At 40.0% G+C, this 18,737-nt stretch carries 22 protein-coding genes; 5 read left to right on the top strand and 17 right to left on the bottom strand.

Annotated features, from left to right (window positions below; translation table 11 throughout):
* Window positions 1-100: 100 nt before the first annotated feature.
* From ACXAFV_RS16135 to ACXAFV_RS16165, 7 genes are all read right to left on the bottom strand, one after another.
* The gene (locus ACXAFV_RS16135; protein WP_475127982.1) at window positions 101-877 is read right to left on the bottom strand and encodes a DeoR/GlpR family DNA-binding transcription regulator; all 777 of its coding nucleotides are present in this window, start codon (window positions 875-877) and stop codon (window positions 101-103) included.
* Window positions 878-1,036: 159 nt separating this feature from the next.
* Window positions 1,037-1,486 carry an NUDIX hydrolase gene (locus ACXAFV_RS16140; protein WP_475127984.1) on the bottom strand — a complete coding sequence of 150 codons (450 nt, stop codon included), beginning with the start codon at window positions 1,484-1,486 and terminating at the stop codon, window positions 1,037-1,039.
* 1 nt (window position 1,487) lies between these two features.
* On the bottom strand, window positions 1,488-2,018 hold the full coding sequence (locus tag ACXAFV_RS16145) for a GNAT family N-acetyltransferase (RefSeq protein WP_475127985.1): 531 nt from the start codon (window positions 2,016-2,018) through the stop codon (window positions 1,488-1,490).
* Between the two features lie 66 nt (window positions 2,019-2,084).
* Window positions 2,085-3,104, bottom strand: a complete 1,020-nt coding sequence (locus ACXAFV_RS16150; protein ID WP_475127986.1) for a DUF2332 domain-containing protein — start codon at window positions 3,102-3,104, stop codon at window positions 2,085-2,087.
* Window positions 3,101-3,499, bottom strand: a complete 399-nt coding sequence (locus tag ACXAFV_RS16155; RefSeq protein ID WP_475127987.1) for a VOC family protein — start codon at window positions 3,497-3,499, stop codon at window positions 3,101-3,103. Before ACXAFV_RS16155 ends, ACXAFV_RS16150 begins: the two co-directional genes overlap by 4 nt.
* Before the next feature lie 80 nt (window positions 3,500-3,579).
* Window positions 3,580-4,821 carry an aminopeptidase gene (locus ACXAFV_RS16160; protein WP_475127988.1) on the bottom strand — a complete coding sequence of 414 codons (1,242 nt, stop codon included), beginning with the start codon at window positions 4,819-4,821 and terminating at the stop codon, window positions 3,580-3,582.
* Window position 4,822: 1 nt separating this feature from the next.
* Window positions 4,823-5,266, bottom strand: a complete 444-nt coding sequence (locus tag ACXAFV_RS16165) for an HIT family protein (protein WP_475127990.1) — start codon at window positions 5,264-5,266, stop codon at window positions 4,823-4,825.
* Between the two features lie 116 nt (window positions 5,267-5,382).
* Between ACXAFV_RS16165 and ACXAFV_RS16170 the strand changes: the two genes are divergently transcribed.
* The gene (locus ACXAFV_RS16170; protein ID WP_475127992.1) at window positions 5,383-5,886 is read left to right on the top strand and encodes an N-acetyltransferase family protein; all 504 of its coding nucleotides are present in this window, start codon (window positions 5,383-5,385) and stop codon (window positions 5,884-5,886) included.
* A gap of 55 nt (window positions 5,887-5,941) precedes the next feature.
* Here the strand turns inward: ACXAFV_RS16170 and ACXAFV_RS16175 are convergent, their stop codons facing one another.
* Window positions 5,942-6,484, bottom strand: a complete 543-nt coding sequence (locus ACXAFV_RS16175; protein ID WP_475127994.1) for a GNAT family N-acetyltransferase — start codon at window positions 6,482-6,484, stop codon at window positions 5,942-5,944.
* A 35-nt stretch (window positions 6,485-6,519) separates the two neighbouring features.
* A complete protein-coding gene (locus tag ACXAFV_RS16180) occupies window positions 6,520-7,041 on the bottom strand; it encodes a P-loop NTPase family protein (RefSeq protein ID WP_475127995.1) in 522 nt (173 codons plus the stop codon).
* A 132-nt stretch (window positions 7,042-7,173) separates the two neighbouring features.
* Here ACXAFV_RS16180 and ACXAFV_RS16185 point away from each other — a divergent pair, with 132 nt between their 5' ends.
* Window positions 7,174-7,566 carry a hypothetical protein gene (locus ACXAFV_RS16185; RefSeq protein ID WP_475127996.1) on the top strand — a complete coding sequence of 131 codons (393 nt, stop codon included), beginning with the start codon at window positions 7,174-7,176 and terminating at the stop codon, window positions 7,564-7,566.
* 352 nt (window positions 7,567-7,918) lie between these two features.
* Here ACXAFV_RS16185 and ACXAFV_RS16190 read toward each other — a convergent pair whose 3' ends face one another.
* From ACXAFV_RS16190 to ACXAFV_RS16200, 3 genes are all read right to left on the bottom strand, one after another.
* The gene (locus ACXAFV_RS16190; RefSeq protein WP_475127998.1) at window positions 7,919-8,932 is read right to left on the bottom strand and encodes a S66 family peptidase; all 1,014 of its coding nucleotides are present in this window, start codon (window positions 8,930-8,932) and stop codon (window positions 7,919-7,921) included.
* Window positions 8,933-9,013: 81 nt separating this feature from the next.
* A complete protein-coding gene (locus ACXAFV_RS16195; RefSeq protein ID WP_475127999.1) occupies window positions 9,014-10,048 on the bottom strand; it encodes a hypothetical protein in 1,035 nt (344 codons plus the stop codon).
* The gene (locus ACXAFV_RS16200) at window positions 10,045-10,914 is read right to left on the bottom strand and encodes an ABC transporter permease subunit (protein WP_475128001.1); all 870 of its coding nucleotides are present in this window, start codon (window positions 10,912-10,914) and stop codon (window positions 10,045-10,047) included. The genes ACXAFV_RS16195 and ACXAFV_RS16200 overlap by 4 nt, the downstream gene beginning before the upstream one ends.
* A gap of 170 nt (window positions 10,915-11,084) precedes the next feature.
* Between ACXAFV_RS16200 and ACXAFV_RS16205 the strand changes: the two genes are divergently transcribed.
* The gene (locus tag ACXAFV_RS16205) at window positions 11,085-12,392 is read left to right on the top strand and encodes a D-alanyl-D-alanine carboxypeptidase family protein (protein WP_475128003.1); all 1,308 of its coding nucleotides are present in this window, start codon (window positions 11,085-11,087) and stop codon (window positions 12,390-12,392) included.
* A gap of 146 nt (window positions 12,393-12,538) precedes the next feature.
* Window positions 12,539-12,931: an SET domain-containing protein gene (locus tag ACXAFV_RS16210; protein WP_475128005.1), complete on the top strand. Its 393-nt coding sequence runs from the start codon at window positions 12,539-12,541 to the stop codon at window positions 12,929-12,931.
* Window positions 12,932-12,991: 60 nt separating this feature from the next.
* Here the strand turns inward: ACXAFV_RS16210 and ACXAFV_RS16215 are convergent, their stop codons facing one another.
* The 5 genes from ACXAFV_RS16215 to ACXAFV_RS16235 all read right to left on the bottom strand — a co-directional run bounded on the left by ACXAFV_RS16215 (window position 12,992) and on the right by ACXAFV_RS16235 (window position 17,221).
* Window positions 12,992-13,906 (bottom strand): hypothetical protein, encoded by a 915-nt coding sequence (locus tag ACXAFV_RS16215; RefSeq protein ID WP_475128007.1) that lies wholly within the window; start codon window positions 13,904-13,906, stop codon window positions 12,992-12,994.
* Window positions 13,907-13,916: 10 nt separating this feature from the next.
* A complete protein-coding gene (locus ACXAFV_RS16220) occupies window positions 13,917-14,732 on the bottom strand; it encodes an EcsC family protein (RefSeq protein ID WP_475128009.1) in 816 nt (271 codons plus the stop codon).
* Between the two features lie 94 nt (window positions 14,733-14,826).
* Window positions 14,827-16,101 (bottom strand): hemolysin family protein, encoded by a 1,275-nt coding sequence (locus tag ACXAFV_RS16225; RefSeq protein WP_475128010.1) that lies wholly within the window; start codon window positions 16,099-16,101, stop codon window positions 14,827-14,829.
* Window positions 16,102-16,406: 305 nt separating this feature from the next.
* Window positions 16,407-16,784 carry a DUF4830 domain-containing protein gene (locus tag ACXAFV_RS16230; RefSeq protein ID WP_475128012.1) on the bottom strand — a complete coding sequence of 126 codons (378 nt, stop codon included), beginning with the start codon at window positions 16,782-16,784 and terminating at the stop codon, window positions 16,407-16,409.
* Window positions 16,785-17,062: 278 nt separating this feature from the next.
* Complete coding sequence (locus ACXAFV_RS16235) at window positions 17,063-17,221, bottom strand: hypothetical protein (protein WP_475128014.1); 159 nt, start codon at window positions 17,219-17,221, stop codon at window positions 17,063-17,065.
* A 219-nt stretch (window positions 17,222-17,440) separates the two neighbouring features.
* Between ACXAFV_RS16235 and ACXAFV_RS16240 the strand changes: the two genes are divergently transcribed.
* Window positions 17,441-18,736, top strand: coding sequence for an MFS transporter (locus ACXAFV_RS16240; RefSeq protein ID WP_475128016.1), 1,296 nt, complete (start codon window positions 17,441-17,443; stop codon window positions 18,734-18,736).
* Window position 18,737 lies beyond the last annotated feature (1 nt).

Raw genomic sequence — 18,737 nt, forward strand, 5'->3', positions numbered from 1 at the left:
AACAGTCTATCTCATAAAAACAAGCAATAATTATCTTATTTACCCCATATAAACAGTGTGTCTGCTTTCATTTCTCTACAGATGTCTAAAAATTTCACGCCTATTTATCTTCTCCCAGTGCAATTATAGTATGAACACCATGGGATTGAATCATTTCAATTATTTCTTCACTTGCTTCATCATCTGTGATGACATAGTTCAGTTTCGACAATGGAATATTCATTCCCGCAAACATGTCCATGCCTAATTTATGATTCTCCATCAACACGATGTTTTTTTTTGAATTAGATAGAACCGTATTGTGGAAGATTGCTACTTCAGGTGTTGCCGTGCTGAGCCCGCGTGCCGTTAATCCACCTGCAGTCGCAAAATTTTTGTCCACAGTGAATTGTTTTGCAAATTCATTCGCCAAGCCATCAGTGATATTCCCAGAAGCTTTCATCATTCCACCAATCAGATACGTTTCTACATTTGCATATCCCTTAAGGTGATAAGCAATTTCCACTGAGTTGGTAACAACAGTGAATGCTATATTTCTGGGGATGTATTTTAGCATAAGATAATGGATGGAGGATCCGCCGATAAATACGGTTTCGTCTTCTTTGATATACTCTGCAGCTGCTTTTGCAATTGCTCTCTGAGCGAGGGTCCCCTCTCCGTACCGAATTGAAGGGGCATCTGGTTTATTGCGGGCTTTCGGATTGGGTATCGCACCGCCATGAGTCCGCTTCAGCAAACCGTCTTCTTCCATGATTGATAAATCCCTGCGAATGGAGTCAATCGATACGTTGTATTCTTCTGCAAGATCTTTAGCCAGCACCCTGCCGATTTTTTCAACTTTTTCTAAAATCTTTTCTCTTCTTTCTTCAGAAAACATTAGATCCCTCCTTTGTTCACGTTTATTCATGTATGCTAGTCGTTTATTCTCATATTATTTCCTGAATAGTACTGTGTCAATGAATACTGCATGTTTTTTCCTGTCTTTTCAGTTTTAAGTAAAAAAACTGCCAAATTGATATCAGGCAGTTTTTTCTCTTTATGAAAATGAATATGTTTTCAACAAATAAAGATCTAAGTCGTCATATTCCTTTAATTTGATTCCTTCATTCCATAACATAATATCATTGATTTCATCATTTTTTATGAAAGGCTGTATTTCTTCCACTTTCCGGTAATAAACGGGGTTGTATTTGACCATTCCTTCAGCGGTTTTCACTTTCATCAATCCCTTGAACTCCATGAAGTCCAAGTTCTGCCCTGTTTCTTCATGCAACTCTCTCATTGCACACTGTTCATATGTTTCACCGTGTTCTCTTTTTCCAGCAGGAAGCTCCCATTGGTTCCTATAAATGTTATAGCATAATAGATAGTCGCCGTCCTTCTGCACAATAGCATATGAACCTGCAATAGGCTGATACCGTTTTATTTCCTCTTCCTTCAACGGAATGAATTCTACAAATTGTCTGCCAACATTATTTTTGATCATCTTATCCCTCCGACTTGATCCAAAAACGAAGAATCACGTTTCCGTCTTCTTCTATAAAATCACGGTCGGGTATCCCTCGATTGTTAAGGATGGTCCTTTTAGAAGCTTCATTCCAATTATCACAGACGACCAATGTTTCATTGATTCCAAGTTCCTTTGTCTTTTCCAAAGAAAGTGAAAGCAGCTTCGTTGCATATCCTTTTCTTCTTTCTGAAGGTCTTATTCCATATCCAACATGTCCTCCCGCATTCAAGAGGTTTTCTGTTAGGCTGTGACGAATGTTGACCACACCCAATACTCGATTATTTTCACCCACTAACCAATAGGTGGAATCAGGAACCCAGCCTTCTGGCAGATTTTCACCTTTTTCTGCATCAAGCAATGATTGAATCATCTCATTGAAATCAGTGGGATCTTTTTTGATGACCCATGGAACCATTTGTTCACCAGATGCTTTCCACTCATGGTAAAATTCCAGGTACTCTTCTTTTAATTCACCTGTAGGCTTTTCCAGCCTCACATTCTCACCCATCCCATACTCCCCTTTTTGAAATTTGAAATAGTTTACCATATCAAGAGATTATGTGGAAGAATTTTCTTATGACAAATTCCATTCAAACCATTTCCCGTGTCCATCTGTATCCCCGATGACATGACACTTTTCTTTTCCGTTGAGATAACAGTCGAGATGGAGCTGTCTGTCCCACATATTATTGTATAGATGAAATACATTCCGGGTACTGCCTATATCTTTGATCTTATCTTGAAGTGCTTTTTTAGAGGACTCGGGTATTTGATTCGCTACATGGGTATGGAAAATGCATACTGTATGGTCATCAGGTATTTCTTTGAGTTTATCAGGGAAACGTTGGACTCCGTCTCCTTCAATAAAATCAATATCGACTTCTTTTGTCATTTTAACTGCAGAGGTAAATAAGTCTCTTCTTTCAGTGTGTTCGGGCCAAATCAAGGCTAATAGCCATGGATGGTCTTGTTCAGTGTTAATATGTAAGTCATATCCTGTTCTGGAGGAGACAGGTGGCGGAGAAATTTGAAGCTTAGGGAAGTTGTCTCCTGCTATTTCAGAAGAAATCAATACATCCGAGGATGATAACCCGTAACGTTTCTCATCCAGATCATATTGGTACTGGTATAGGTCCCAAGCCAGCTGCAAGCCTGTACTCGTTCCTATTTCAATCAGTGCAAGAGGTTTCTTTGTTTGTTCATACATATAACAAAATGCAGGGTACAGATACGCGCTTCTTCTTACTTCATTGGTTTGGACGAGTTTGGTTTGTAATATATGAATAAGTTGGTGTTTATTCTGCAGGCAGAAGTCTTTGAAGTGTGAAAAGGATTCTGTTATGGGCAGGGGGTCCTGCACCAAGCTGGGATAGTAGTTTCTTAAGGTATGGGTTGATTTGTTCATTAAGAGGAAATGCACTCCACCAAATAATAGGTTTGGAACAGGCTGTCCATCCCGGCAGAAAGTGCATATTTCAAGAAGCTCATCATCACTTGCTATCTTGTAAGAAAGATACTCATAGAGCGGACTCGATTGATGACATTCCATTTCTGCGAAGGCTTTAAATCGTTGTGATAGTGTATATTTACTCATTTGATATGCCTCCCTAAAATCGTCACGATTCTGTTCTGGATTTCTTGTTGGTCCATGTATTGGAATAGCCCGATGCCGTTCCCCCACGGATCCTTAAACGTTGCCCATTTGACGGGAACCTCTTTCCTTGAGTGAATACGGAAGTCTTCAACATCCAATAATTCCATCAAACGTTCTTTTTCTGCTTCCAAATCAGCTACACCTAAACGGATGGGTCCGCTTCCCGGGGCGGGATTTCCTTCTGCTACCTGAAGCCAGCATCCCGGGAGGAGTTCCCACTCGGCAAATCCATCATGCGCCACAAAGTCTGGTTCTCTGCTTAATAGCTTTTCATACCATGATTGCCCGACTTCCATATTTGGTACACGTACCTGAATAGTCATTTCATAAATCATTCTTAATCTCCTTCCTTCACGTGAAATATGAGAGAGCAGTGTGAGACTGCACGCTGCTCTCTTTCTTTTGTTACAGTTGCTTAAAACGCCCAATTGCCATTTCTGAAGATTGGAACCTTGCTCCCGTCACGAAGAATTCCTTCAATATTCATATGAGAAGAGCCAATCATGAAGTCTTCATGGACAATACTTTCATTCAAACCCTTTTCTTCTTTTTCTTCATCAGAAAGAATATTCCCATCCTTAATACATGTAGGATAGGCAGAGCCGATTGCTAAATGATTGGACGCATTTTCATCAAATAATGTATTGAAGAAAAGGATGCCTGTATCAGAAATTGGGGATTTATGCGGAACTAGCGCAACCTCGCCTAAATAAGAGGCTCCCTCATCAGTTTCAATCATTTTTTCTAAAACATCCGAACCCTTTCTGGCATACATTTCAACAATTTTGCCTTCTTTAAAGGTCAGGGAGAAATCCTCTATCACATTCCCGTTGTATGCGAGCGGCTTCGTGCTCCTTACTGTCCCGTTCACTCCTTTCCTTACAGGAACAGTATAAACCTCTTCTGTAGGCATATTGGCAATAAAATCGCTTCCATTCGGTGTTTTACTGGCCCCTGTCAGCCAAAGGTGATCTTCATGCAGCTCAATGGTAAGGTCTGTCCCGTCAGCTGTGTAGTGGAGTTCTTTTATGTTCATCTTATTAAGTTCGTTGGCTCTCCTTTTCAACGTTTCTATATGGTTTCGCCATTCTGTCACAGGGTCTTGAGAGTCGATTCTGACAGCTGTGAAAATACGGTCCCACAAGGCTTCCATCTGTACTTCCTTTTTAAGTTGTGGAAATACTTTAGCTGCCCACTTTTGTGACGGCATCGCGATAATTGACCAGCTGATTGAATCAGTGTCAATCGCCTCAAAGAATCGATCCAGGGCAAGCCCTTTCGCTTTTTCAAAATCCTGGATCCTTTCGGGATCGATTCCTTTCAATAAGTCGGGATCATGTGACTCAACCTGAAGAAAGGCCCCCTTCCGATCGACAACCCATTCATGAGCATCCGACAGCCAGATGGGGAACTCCTGAAATGTTTCATCAGGGGCAAGTTCATAATGCGTGCGGATGATTTCTTCATCCTCCCATTGTACATGAACGCTTTTCGCCCCAGCCAGATAAGCATGTCTGACAATCTTTCTTACCAGCTCTTCCGTTCCAAGCGGTGCAGCCACCCATAGATCCTGCCCCTCTTGAACATTTACACCGACCTTGACGGCAAGCTCGGCATATTGATCCAATTTATGTTGAAATCCTTTATGTATTGTCATTCTATAACTCCTTTTCTACTATTCTTTCGATATATGACTTCATCTTCTCAGTTGTGATTTCGAAAGGTTCATCCGGTTCAGCGATTGATTCGTCTTCTTGATAAAAGCAAGCAAAATCCTGTCCCTTGTATCTCGGCACAACATGCATATGATAATGAGTCAGATCGCTAAAGATCCCGCCGTTCTGGCAAATGGTGATACCATCAGGTTTATAGAGTGCATGTATAGTCTTAGATATAAGCTGGATGGCTTTCATGACAGTCATGTTCATCTCTTCGTTGAAATCTACACCTTCTTCCAAGTGCTCTTTGGGCAGGATCATGACATGTCCCGTATTGTAAGGATCATGATCCAAGATGCAGCTCAGAAGAGAATTTTCATAAATGAGATAGACCTTTTCCTCTTTATTGGCAAGTCTGCAGCCAAGACAACGATGATTGCTCAATTTACCTCCTCCTCAGTGTTTAAAGGATTTTACAAATATTAATCGAATATATATTAATTCAGAAGCGTATTTGTTTCTACTATCATAACACTTTATGGAAAGAAGGGTAGTAAATAATGGAAGTATTGCGTTTGGACAGGTCGCATGCCGAGGCCTATCTTCATCTAAGGCTGGAAGCACTTCAAACAAACCCGGAGGCATTTGGAGCAAGTTATGAAGAGACTATTTCCAGAAGTAATCCGGTTGAGCATACAGCAGCGAGACTCGATCAGCGAGAAAATTATACATATGGTGCTTTTGTAAATGGAAAGCTCGTTGGGATGTTGGTGTTAGTACCTGAAACAGCTGAAAAAATGAAACATAAAGCGTCCATATTCAGTATGTACGTAACGCCACAACTAAGAGGGAATGGGGTTGCCAGGGGACTGATGGAAAATGCGATATGTAAAGCCAGAGAACTTGAAGATCTTGAACAAATTAACCTTACCGTCGTAACGTCAAACGATTCAGCGAAAGGATTATATACTTCGATGGGTTTTATTTCTTTCGGGTTGGAAAAAAGAGCACTTAAGTATAAGGGAGAATATTTAGACGAAGAATATATGGTCCTGTTTTTATAGATATAAAAAAGAACGAAGAATGAAGAGAATTCTTCGTTCTTTTAACAGGAGCAGATTAATCTTCCGGATTGACTATGGCAAAATGCTGATGATCTTCCCATTTTCCATTGATTTTTACATTTTTTATGAAGATGCCTTCTTTATGAAAACCAGCTTTCTCTAAGACCCTCATAGAAGCAATATTATGAAGCATGACTCCCGCTTCCACTCTATGAAGCTTCAATTGTTGAAAAGCATAGTCTACTGCCAGTTGAACAGCCTCGGTTGTATAGCCCTTCCCATTTTGCTTTTTTGAAGCAGAGTAGCCGATATAGCAGCATTGAAGCGGTCCTCTTATCACGTCGGAGAGAGAAATGTTCCCGACTAATTCATCTGTTTCATTATGGAATATCCCAAATGCATAATATTCATCGTTCTCCATTCTCTTTTTTGTCCGTTCAACCCGCTCTTTCTGAGATTGTAGTGTGTAAAAATCCTCTTCCATCAACGGTGAGAAATCTTTGAAAAATTCTCTGTTTTCCAGCTCGAATGAGAGCATTACTTCTGCGTCATCAAGTGTGTAGGGTCTAATATATATGTTCCTTCCGATTCTTTTCATTTGATTCTTCTCCTTTCGATCCGCTTTTCTACATTTTAGCTCCTTATTACCTTCACTTTATTGTGATACGGTTTTAGAAGAAAGCTTATGTATTGTTTATCTTCTGTTTCAAACCGATGATTCCATTGAAACATCTTCTTCAGCATCGGAAATGTTTGTTTGTAGTTCCCTTTTTTAAGACCCGATTTTTCTTCTATGAACCGCTTCAATATGCGGACTGTGCGTCTCACTTTAGGGGTATCGAGAAACAGGATCAAATCTGAATGATTAAGGCTTTCCATCATCCACCCTTGATAATGTACGCCTTCTACAATCCACAAATCTGTCCTGACTATAGCCTGTAGCAAGGCAATTCTCTCTTCTTCCGACCTCCGCCGGTCTCCATTCTCTCCCCGCTCCCACATGATATTATCCAATTCATAATAAGGAATATTCATATCTTGGGAAAGCTTTCTTGCAAGGGTGGATTTACCGCTTGCAACTGAGCCTATGATGTGTATTTTTCTAGCTTGAAGCTTCATATCTTTCCCGCGTATCATCTTCAAGTCAGTTTTCATCCAAACACCCCTAGTCCTAGTATCCCTCTCCTACCATTCTAGAAAATACGTTAGGATTCCTTCATGAAATTGGAATTCGCTGGCAGGATATTAGGAGTTTTTGATATAATACGAGAGTCTAGGGGGGAAATAATGAAAAAAATCAAACAAAACAGGTTCATCTTTTACTTGTTTTCCTTTACAGCTGTGATCAATTTCTTTGTGTTTACTCTGGATCCAGAGTCGATCAGGTATTTGTTTATCAGTATCATTTTCTTTATGAATGCATGCCTTTATTTTATTCACAGCAGAACGTCTGAAAGCAACTATTGGAAACGTTGGAGGAAAATCAGGGAAAGAGGGAAATGGTATTATTCAGCGGGGTATGGAATGCTGATTGTTGGAGTATTATTCAGTATCGTACTTTCAATGGTGATCAGAAATAATTATATGTGGATCATTCTCTTGTGTTTAGTTGGAGGTCTGATCTGGGGCTTCTTGATGTGGATAATCAATGAAAAAGGATATAAATCTTTGTCTTGTTGACCTGGATTACCAAAAGAGGCTGGGACAAAACTATAAAAAAACGAACAATCTAGAGTAGTCTCTAACACCGCTACTGATTTCCGTGCAAGATTTCGCTTTCATTCCAATCAACCGCTGGAAAGAGCTAACACCTAATTATACATTTAAACGAAAAACCCTAACTAATTTACCAGCTGGAAGGCGAATTAGTTAGGGTTTTACTTAGGCTAAAACACTTTTGTCCCAGCCCCTTTTGGCTAGATTAAGACGAGCGTAGTGCTGTGAAAGCCACTTACCTTCCACATTTCAGCGGTCGCTAGGCTTTGTACTTAAGGTGCTCCCCTTCCATTCTGAAACCAATGGAGTATCCAAATTATTTAAAGTGTTGTTTTAAAACTCCCTTGCCTTCTGCAACTTCTACCTCAGCATACGCACCGTTGATGAGTGTGAGCTGAGGCGGCTGATGCCCGCAGTCAATATCAAAGATAACCGGCACTCCTAGCTCTTCAGATAATTCCTTATAGACTTCTTTGGGCCCGTAGCCATTCACATGGGTATTTGCAGCACTTCTGCCGAACATGATCCCCGAACAGTGATTAAACCAGCCTGAAAGTTTCATTTGAAGCAGAGACCGGCGAAGTTCGGTTGTGGTTAATTCGCAGTTTTCAAAATACCAAAGAATCTGTTCGCTGTCCAAATACTTCTTTTGGTAAGCAGCTACATCTCCATATGGTGTGCCTGCAAGATGATGGATGATATCGATGCAGCCTCCGAGCAATCGGCCATGAAGCTTTTCACTCTTATTCGATATCGTTTTCCATTCCGTGTCCTCAGTTAAGTGAAATACACAGGGGGATGGGTGCTCATGACTCCATTTTTCCTGGTATTTCTTTGATGATGTTTGAGTAATCGCCTCACCACGCTTTACTGACAATACTTTTTCCCACATCGCTGTCGTATCATCCCAATATTCCCCCCTGAGATCAATGAAGTTCGTACCGTGGGCAGTGGCTATGCCTGTGTTCAAAGTAATTGAGAATAATAGGGCACTGGTATCTGAATAGCCTAATACCCATTTTCCCTTCATTTTTTTAAAATCAATGTGCTCTAAAATTTCCAGTAATAACTCGCCTCCCCACGGAGGTATGATGATTTCTATGGAATCATCAGTCATCATCTTCATTAACTCTGCCGCTCTGATTTCCGCACTTGCAGCCCGTACCTTCTCTTGTGTCCATGCAGTATCACTGAATGAAACAGCATAACCTTTGTCTGTAAGCCGGTTCTCAGATTCTTTCAGTAAGTGATGAAGATTGGAAGGCACCCCTGAAGATGGAGCAGTTACGCCTATTTTTGCATGTTTGTTTAAATTAGGGTAGGTGATCACTTGTTTTTAACCTCCATGTTGTTTTAAAGATTTTAACAGATTGATAAATTTGGAACAAGAAGTATTTTCCAGTCAAAAGTATTACATTTTTTCACTGTGATCCGCTTTTCTATAGATAAAATTGAACTGATCAGGCTTTAATGAAGCCCCCTTGCTCTCAATTCCTTGTTCACTTTGTGGATTTTTTCTTATGCCATGAGCTTCAGTATCCATTAATCCCTCGATACATTTAGTGATTCCATTAAGTAACAGAATCGTAACGGCGAAGCAAAGCATAGGTCCCATGAATATCCACCATGAAAGGCCCAGCTCCTTATAGCTCGTTCCCATCAACCCGGACCATTCCTGTATGATTGGTTTAGGAGGATCACAGAATGGCTCATAACAAACATCGGTGCCCCCGAAATAAAGGGTGAAGAATCCTAAATGAGCGATGACGAGCAATATTTGAATGACAATCTTCGGATAAATGATAAACAGCCGCATTTTTAAATGAGGCATCAGATGCTTATAAAAAAGAAAAAATGAACTCCCGCCAAGAACTCTTGCTGAAGTGATGAACTCTTCATTAAGAATTTGTTCCGTTTCATTTGATATGAGAATGGCTGTAGTGGGGGTTACAATAATAGCGAGCACCAGTAACTCGATGATCATTCTTTCAGGAAGCGTTGTAGCGAACCCTTCCACTGGTTCCCATAAAACTGGATACAGGATGTTATAGGCGATGATGGACTGTGGGATAAAATAAAAAGATGTAAAGAATTTATGGGAAACAGTTTTTATTTTCAGTTTCGTAAATCCACCAAACACCCCTACCCCAAATGCAAGAGCAAAGCTTAAAAGAGATATCAGGATGGCTGCCCCCAGTGTGACCCCGGCTCCTTCAAGAAGTTTGTACGCAATATGAAATCCTTCCCGGTCGGTTCCAAAAGGGATTTGCATTGAAGGCGGGAAAGGTGCACTTCCGCTGATTTTTCCGTTCTCATCATACACAAGCACGGTTTGGGGAATTTCTTTTTCAGCACCAAGATGATAGATCAGGCTCGCCATTATCAAGAACAGAATCAAGCTTGAAAATAGTATGGTCCCTGCCCAATATAATGTACGTGTTCTCATAGCCCCATCTCCTTCCCTGTCTTCCTGTATATGACGAGCTGTAAAATTTTCAGCAGTATGTATAATGGGAGAAACAAAAGAATGGAGGCCATTGCAAATATTGAAGGAGTATTATAGGTAAATAAGAAAGAAGTAATACCAAATACATTAAAAAGGTATTCCAATATCAATAGATTTGAGATCATCATCCACCCAATCTGCTTTCCATGATAGGTCAGGCTGATGAAGACGTTCCTCATCATATGGATAAACAAAATCTTGAAGCGGGGAAGCCCCTTGCTCCTCGCCAGCTCCACATAAGGTTTCCCTTCCTCTTCACTAAGAAATTGAACCATATTACTGAAAAAGAAAAAGGCAGGCAGAACACTCAAGGTAATGGCAGGTAATAGTATGACCTGGTTCTCCCCGACTGAAGCAAGGTCGATCAGGAGGATTCCGGTTTTCTTAAAGAACCAGACGATTGTCAATTGAGTAATTACGATAATAAATATATCGGGTAAAGAGCCAAATAAAAACGATATGATCTTTATAGCATTTTTAAAAACTTTATTAATAGAAAAATACAAGATTAACAAGATGATAGAGACAGCCAATGCAAGAATCAATGAGAGAAAAAAGATGCGCGCGCTGCTCCAGAAAGCCAGCAGCAAAATCGGAAATAAATTTCTCTCTATATCAGATATGGGATTGATATAAATAAGGTCTGAAGGTGAAAGCAGATCTGAGAACACTTCCCCTATTTGTATGATATAAGAGACTATTGAAAGAGATTGATGCTCAAATAGTGCTGAAGTGGCACTTACGAAGATGATACCCATAATGATCAGTAAGATTTCTCCTGCCATGTGGATTAATTTTTTTGGCATGTCGCCCCCCCTTTCGTCAGCTTCGTCTATCTCTACTAAATAATGGTAACATTTTACTTTTAATTAGCAATAGTTTTTTACAATTGTGTGACTTGAAGAATCATACCTGTTATTTCAATTTTCTATGTTAAAATAATTTAGTTGTGAAAAATTCACTTGGAGGTACTGGTTTGAAGAAAGTCAGATTTAAACAATGTCTATCTGTAGCAATTATTTCGGTGATGGCGTTCTCCTCTTTTGGAGCTTCCGTCCATGGAGAGTCAAAGACAAAGATAAATGCTGATGCTGCAATCTTAGTGAATGCAGATACAGGAAAGATTGTAGACAAATATAATGAGGATCAAATTTTAGGAATTGCTTCCATGACAAAAATGATGACGGAATACCTTGTACTAGAAGCAATTGATAAAGGGAAAATTAAATGGAGTGATACATACAGCGTCAGTGATAAAGTATATCAACTGGCAAATGCGCCGGGACTAAGCAACGTGCCGCTCCGTGCTGACGAAGCGTATACCGTAAAAGAATTATACGAAGCGATGGTCATCAAGTCAGGGAACGGTGCGGCTATTGCCCTAACGGAAGTGGTTGCCGGGAGTGAAGGAGAATTTGTAAAGCGGATGAATGCCAAGGCAAAAACTCTGGGAATGGAACATTACCAGTTCGTCAATTCCAGTGGTTTGAGTAACTACGATATGTTCGGCATGCATCCTGAAGGAACAGACGTGAATGATGAAAACATGGTTTCCGCAGAAGATATGGCCACTCTGGCCTATCATTTAATAAAGGATTATCCTGAAGTCCTGGAAACCTCAGGAGCAGGATATAAGTACTTTAGAAAAGGCACGGATGAAGAATATTTGATGAAGAACACAAACGCAATGCTGAAAGACCGTGCTCATTTTTATGAAGGGGCAGATGGGCTCAAAACAGGGACGACCCCTTTTGCAGGCTCCACATTCACTGGTACTGCTGAACGTGATGGTGTAAGATACATCAGTGTCATTCTTGATGCTAAAGATCAGTATGGACAGCCGAGCAGTGCAGAGCGTTTTATCCAAACTAAAAAGCTTTTGGATTATGGATTCAATCAAGTACAAACTGTTCAGTTCAACTTGGATGATGCCGTAAAGGAAAAGACACTCCCCGTAAAAGACGGGAAGGAGTTTGAAGTAGAGCTGGCTGTCGATAAACCTCTGAAGGTTCGTATGGCTAAAGAAGAGATCAGTAACGCAAAAGTAAGTTTTAATGTTGATATGGGAAAACTGAATGAAAACGGGGAACTCCAGGCTCCAATTGAAAAGGGCGAAAAGATCGGCGAACTCGTTCTTGTAAATAAAAAAAAGGATGAGTACATTTTAGACGAACTAGAAAAAGAAACGAAGGTTGATGTATACGCTGTATCCACTGTAGAAAAAGCAAACTGGTTTGTCAGAAGCGCCCGGAATATAGGGGAGTTTTTCAAAACGTTATTTTAATGGCCGGGATGGTCAATTTGTTTTCCAGCTAGTTGGTGAAGCTGCAGTATCTCTACCTGATTTCACCTTTTAAATAAAAACAGTTGCTTTCTTTACCGATTAGTGACAAGCTTACTAGGTCAGTATTTTATGAAGAAGGTGAAAAAATGATTGAAGTTAAGCTATCCTCACTGAGTGACGGTGATTTAAATAGAGGTGTATTTGCCAAGAGGGATATCGCCAAGGGTGAGCTGGTACATGAAGCACCGGTAATCCCTTACCCGAATGAAGAACACGAACATATCGAAAAGACATTTTTGGCGGATTATGTTTTCGAGTATGGAATAAATCACACCGCCCTGTTATTGGGTTATGGTATGCTGTTCAACCATTCGTATACCCCAAATACGATTTATGAGATAAATTTTGATAATCATACGTTTGATTTTTACGCTTATAAGGATATAAAAGCGGGAGAAGAACTTCTCATCAATTATAATGGCGAAGTCGACAATGATGATCCACTTTGGTTTAACAAAGACGACCAAGCAGAAGAATAAACAAAATGTAGAGGGACGGGCTTTTAGCATACTAAAGGCCCGTCCCTCTCTTTTGGTGACTCACTTAGGTTTCCTATATAGGATGAATCTTGTGGCAGGATGATTCCAACTATCGATTATGTCAGTAATTTTGAGAATCTGCCAAGGGTTAAACATGGTTTGTCCTTGTTTATTGAATGCGTATTGACTGTTCAAGACAATACATGAATGAATAACTCGATTAGCCTCGTTGAACCATATTAGGACATCGTTCTCTCGGAGGATGACAGTCTCTATTGGTTCATAGCCTGACTTAGAAATGATCTTTAAAAACTCTGCCTCTTTCATCCAACTATCAAAAAATGTCTCATCCCCTGTAAAGGCGGCAGCAACTGCTGCCAGGCAGTTAGGACCATTCGCAACTGGAAAACGATCGATTTTATTCTGTAAGTGAGGATATTTCTCTATAATCTCTTTTTGACAATTCCCCTCTAAATTCTCCCAAACGGCCTCTTGATCCACCCAGAGAGATCCATAGTTTACTAGAAAGTTCAGCCGTTCTGAGTGGTCAAAACTCTCCCATAAAGGCTGGTGAAGTAAAACAATTTCTTTATAGTCATCTGTTGAAACGGCTGGTAGTGAACGCCTCTCTTTTCCTGAAAGCTCAATTAGTTCTTCCAATTTGAACACAAGCCCTCTACGCGCTTTCCATTGTTGTATGATAATCTCAGATTGAATGGATTCATGCAAGTCTGTAAAGTCCTTTGGATTCATTTTTATGTAATACTCCGTTTCACTGCATAATGACCAAGTGCCATAAGAGGTACGAATATCTAACGGCACTTTTGAAAGATCCGATGATGTTAAGGGAGACATTTCAATCCCTGGAATCCTCTTATGAAAATAAAACCATTCTGTTCGTGGAATAAGCCTCTTTTCCCATTCTTTTAATGTTTCTGTTGGTACAGGATAACCTTTAATGTTAATGATGAACATCTCCCCTTGGCTATTCCGCCTGCTGCTCCAGTTTTTCAAGAATTCGCCGTTTTCTATAAAGCATGCGTCCGGCCTCACCTATGTCATGCATCATTGATCTATTAATAAATGATCCGAATAGGATCCCTGCTATCGGGATCATTTGAAATAATTTTTTCCAGCCCAAGTTATCACGGAAACTGACCATGACCTCCCTCCATCCCTGGAGCTGAGAAATCGATTGGTCCCTTTTGTCAGGAGAGGCTTTATTAAAGTCCGACAGTTCCTGAAGGATGGCCTGTTTCCCGACGATATCAGAAGAAACAAATTGAAGACATTTAATGATAAAGACCCTCTCACTCTGCACATTCGGATCATAGCCATAACTTAAGGCGATTTCCTGCAGGGTTTTAAGAGATATACCTAAAATAAATGGAATATCGATACTTAATGTGAGAAATCCCCCGATGCCGGTAGTGGCACCTTGAGTCATGGCCATTTTCTTCCTGGAGTTAACAATGGCTTCACTGATATCATCCATCATCGGTAATGGTAACTCTTTGATTGATTCGATTCTGATTTCTTCATTGCCTGTATGTTTTTTTACTCTTTTCAATACTTCTTTTTCGCTTGTAAGATAGCTTCCGCCTTTTTGTATGAAGCTTCCAATTTCATCGAGAGCCTGTCCCAATTTTTGGTGTACCATTTTGGGGGTTATGCGATCCAGTATCATAAATGGGACTTTGCCAATCTTCTCCCAGAACCACAGCCCTTTCTGATCTTTTTCCCACTTTGCAACGACTTCGAGTTCTTGAAGCAAATATTGTTTCGTTTCGTGTTGGTTCATATATGTATAGTCCCCTTACTTCATCTATTCAAAAAAATAACAGGCAGTCGACTGCCTGTTATTTTATCTATTTCTAGTACGCTTTTAAGCAATATTATGATTGCAATACGTCTTCTGAAGCCTGATCCAAAATGTCAACTTTGATCGTTCTTACTCTCCGGTTGTCGACTTCGTCCACGGTGATTTTTAAATGTTCGTATTCGAAGCTTTCACCTTCAGTAGGAATATCCTCAAAGCTTTCCACTACCCATCCACCAAGGGTATGATAGGAGCTTTCGGGCTCAGGGACATTCAATAGTTCTGTAAAGTCATCGAGCTGGAATTGTGAATCGAATTTATACAGCTTTTCATTGACTTTTGTCATTGAGTGAATCTTCTCATCCTGTTCATCCCAAATTTCCCCTACTATTTCTTCCAGGATATCCTCTAATGTAATAAGTCCTGTAGTCCCGCCAAATTCATCGACCACAATCGCCATATGAACTTTGTCTTTTTGCAATTTTGTAAGCAATGAAGAAATCTTTGAGGATTCAAAAACAAACATCGGCTCCCGAATCAATCCCCTGATATTAACTTCACCGAACTTTAATAAATGTGTGAAGAACTCTTTCTCTGAAAGGATCCCGATAATATTATCGATATGATCCTCGTAAACGGGGATACGGGAGAATCTTTCTTCAAAAAACATTTCTTTGATTTCATCTATTGATTGATTCACTTCTACCGCTTTCACATCTATTCGAGGGGTTAATACCTCTGATGCGATAATTTCATCGAAATCCATTGAGCGATAAATTAATTCCCTTTCCTCTTTATCGATTACACCCTCTTCTTCGCTAATATCGAGCATTGCCTTTAATTCTTCCTCTGTTACAGAAGGCATCGCTTCATTCTTGGAGAACAGCTTAGAAACCAGTTCCTTTAGCTTAAGGAATAGATAGTTAATCGGTGTAAGGAGCTTGATCAAAAGAAAAAGAACTCCGGATATCGTTAATGCCCATCCTTCTGCATTTTCTTTAGCCAATGATTTTGGCAGGATCTCTCCGAATATGAGGATGACGATGGTCATTACAAATGTACTGATGACCAATCCTGCATTACCTCCAACAAGCTTTGCTGCTAGGCTGGCTGAGATACTGGCTGCCGCAATGTTTACGATGTTATTGCCGATGAGTATGGTAGACAAAGCATTATCAAAGTTATCTGCAATGTAGACAGCTTTTTTACTTCCTTTTACCCCATCACCTTCAAAGTTTTTCAACCTGATCTTATTCACACTTGAATAAGCAGTCTCTGCTGATGAGAAAAAGGCAGAAAGCAGAATTAATACTCCCAATGAAACCAATGAATACAGTGGTATATCGTCCAAAAAAACGTCACTCTCCTAAAGATGTTTATCTATATAGACTGTTTGAAGATTCAAACAGAAAAAACCGCAATAATTGAAAAATGCCAAAACCATTAAGGCATTTGGCTGAGAAAAAATCCTCTCAGTAAGTATACACTTTTTTTAGAAAAGCGTATAGTATCCTATAGTGTACAATTAAATACAAATTGATAGACAGGAAAAATCTGGGCTTTATGCTGCAATCAGCCAAATTTTAATCTTCAATTGACAAGCCGGTCCCATTTGAATAGGAGCAGTAAAGTGAAGAGTGCGACTCCTCCTTCACTTTACTGCTCCTTCATTTGATCAAGTGAAACGACACCCGGAGTCTCATCGTCCACCACACCAACACCACCAATTATTTCACCATTTAGTTCATAAATTACTGCCTGTAATTCATCATCCCTATTGAATTTCTCATTTAAATCATAGTGAGTGACCGTAATTTCCTTCCCTTCATAAAGACTGATATCAAAGCCGGCCTTTCTCATATTCATGGCGTTCATTGGTTCTATATCCTCAACCAATAAAGTATCCTTTGCATCTTGTGCCTTTATACTCCATCCGTTCTCTTCTAAAAACTCCTCATGTTTATCAGGAATTTCATCCCCGCATGCTGTCAGAAGTACACTCGTACAGATTATCAAGAATATATGCGTCTTCATGTAACCACTCCTTTTTTCATGTGAATAGTAAACAAATAACATATGAATCCATTCGTTAAAGTCACAGGAGCATCATCATTATAACTGCTAATTCATTGAAAACGATTACATCCTTTTGTATAACTGTACCCATATTTTTAAAAACATAACATTATTTCCTGTACGGACGCAGTGCTATACGAATAAGAAAGATTCGGGGGAAGTACTGAATATTTTCAGGTTTACAGAACAATCCGTCATTAAAAAAGATGCATGAAAATTACTCATGCATCCTGATATTATTGACCACCGCCAAACCAGCTGCTCGCTTTGATTCTTTCTTCTTCTTGTGTTTGACGCTCATTTGCAGTCGGGTCTTGGAAGGTTGAGCTTCTTCGTTTCAACATCGAGCTTATTACCCCGAAAAATAAAGCTATTGCAATGATGAACCATAGCATGTCATCCCCTCCTTCATTCAATTTATATTTCTAGATTGTATTCTCTCTTTAGAATATACGATTAGCGATTATAAAAGTTTCAATATTCGATTAATTTCAGATGTTTAAGCATTCCCGATTGGTTAGAAGCATCCTTTAATTCGAAAATATTTTGTTTCAGTACCTTCTAAATCTGATATAGTAATAAAAATACATATTTTAGATAAAGCAGGTGTTCGTATGAGACGGCCTATTCATTATGCATGGATTGTATTGTCCCTGGCATTTATTGCCCTACTTTCAGCTCAGGGTGTCCGGCTTTCATTCGGGGCGTTCATGAATCCGTGGGAAAATGAGTTTGAAACAAACCGCGGGATGATCTCATTCATCGCTTTTATCAGTTATGCAGTGTTTGGTCTATCCCAGCCTTATGTCGGAAAAATGATTGATCAATTCGGAGTCCGGAAAGTTCTGTCTTTCAGCATCTTGTTAATTGGTGTAACGACAATCTTGAGTTTTTTTGCAAGCAGCCTTTGGCAGCTGGTTCTCATTTACGGCATCATAGCCTCAGTCGGATTCGGCGGGGCATCAAATGTTGCCGGTTCTATTGCTGTTGCCAATTGGTTCAGCCATAAGAGAGGATTTGCGCTTGGACTGATGTCGGCAGGGACTGCGGCAGGACAATTGCTGCTTGTTCCCTTATCACTATTTTTAATCGAAGGATTTGGCTGGAAGCAGACCGTCCTATATATAGGAGGCTTTCTAACGATTGTCATCTTCCCTCTTGTGTATCTGTTCATTCGTTCTTCACCACGAGAAAAAGGAATGGCAGCACTGGGAAGCAATAAGAAAGAACTTGATGCAGCTGCGTCTGTTTCTAATCCTGCATCGGCATCCTCCCTTTCGATTAATCAATTGCTGCGCAGTAAGGCGTTTTTGTTTCTTCTTCTGCCATTTTTCGTATGCGGGGTTACAACCAGTGGATTAATCGACACTCATTTAATCCCTTTTGCTCAATATTGCGGCTTCACCCCGACCGTTACAGGTGCTGCTGTCAGCTTATTAGCTGGATTTAACATCATGGGAACCATCTGTTCAGGATTTTTGGCGGATCGTTGGAGTTGTGAAAAGATGCTTGCATTTCTTTATGGAGTGAGAGCTATCACGATTGTCTTATTGATTCTAATAATGCAAGACATCACATTATTAGGATTTTTCACAGAACGGTCTCATCTACTCATTTTGTTTGCAATTTCCTTTGGGATTGTTGATTTTGCAACTGTTGCACCTACAGTTAAATTGGCAACAGAATACTTTCAGAATTTGTCGGTCGGAGTGGTAATCGGCTGGCTCTTCTTGAGTCATCAAATGGGGGCTGCACTGGGATCTTTCCTCCCGGGCCTTCTGTTTGACTTTACAGGCGGTTATATGATCTCGTTTGTTATCTCCTTCATTGTCCTGATTGCAGCAGCGGTAATGAGTGTAAGCCTGCCACAAACACATGTTGTGAAAATGAAGAGCGATATTGCTTTGTAAA

The organism is Rossellomorea sp. ABR4_012, assembly GCF_056159545.1.